The organism is Corallococcus aberystwythensis (assembly GCF_003612165.1).
GTDB classification, from domain to species: Bacteria; Myxococcota; Myxococcia; order Myxococcales; family Myxococcaceae; genus Corallococcus; species Corallococcus aberystwythensis.
On sequence record NZ_RAWK01000595.1, the window covers coordinates 1 to 413 of the forward strand.

General features: G+C 46.5%; 1 pseudogene. It reads left to right on the forward strand.

The annotated features are described in order from the left end of the window. Positions 1–192 precede the first annotated feature (192 nt). Positions 193–413: pseudogene (ymfL, locus tag D7W81_RS41640) on the forward strand (protein YmfL); the annotation flags it as partial.

A 413-nucleotide genomic window follows, 5' to 3' on the forward strand; every position in this document is an offset into this window, starting at 1 on the left:
GAAAAGTTGGCTCAACACCAGGCTACTTACGGCTGGTTTTCAATGGTTATAAAAAAGCCAGTTTTGTGCTGGCTAAAAAAATTGAGCAATGCACGTCAGGTGCAATTACGAAATCTGACTTAAGACCGGATATCTATCCGAAAGATTAACAGAACACCTTCAATTTTTAACCACAGAACGATGAGGCTAACCGTGGGTAAGCATCACTGGAAAGTAGAAAAACAGCCTGAGTGGTACGTGAAAGCTGTCAGAAAAACTATCGCGGCATTGCCGGGGGGTTACGCTGAAGCTGCTGACTGGCTGGATGTAACAGAGAACGCATTATTTAACCGCCTTCGTGCCGATGGCGATCAGATTTTCCCGCTGGGATGGGCAATGGTTTTACAGCGTGCTGCTGGCACTCACCACATTGC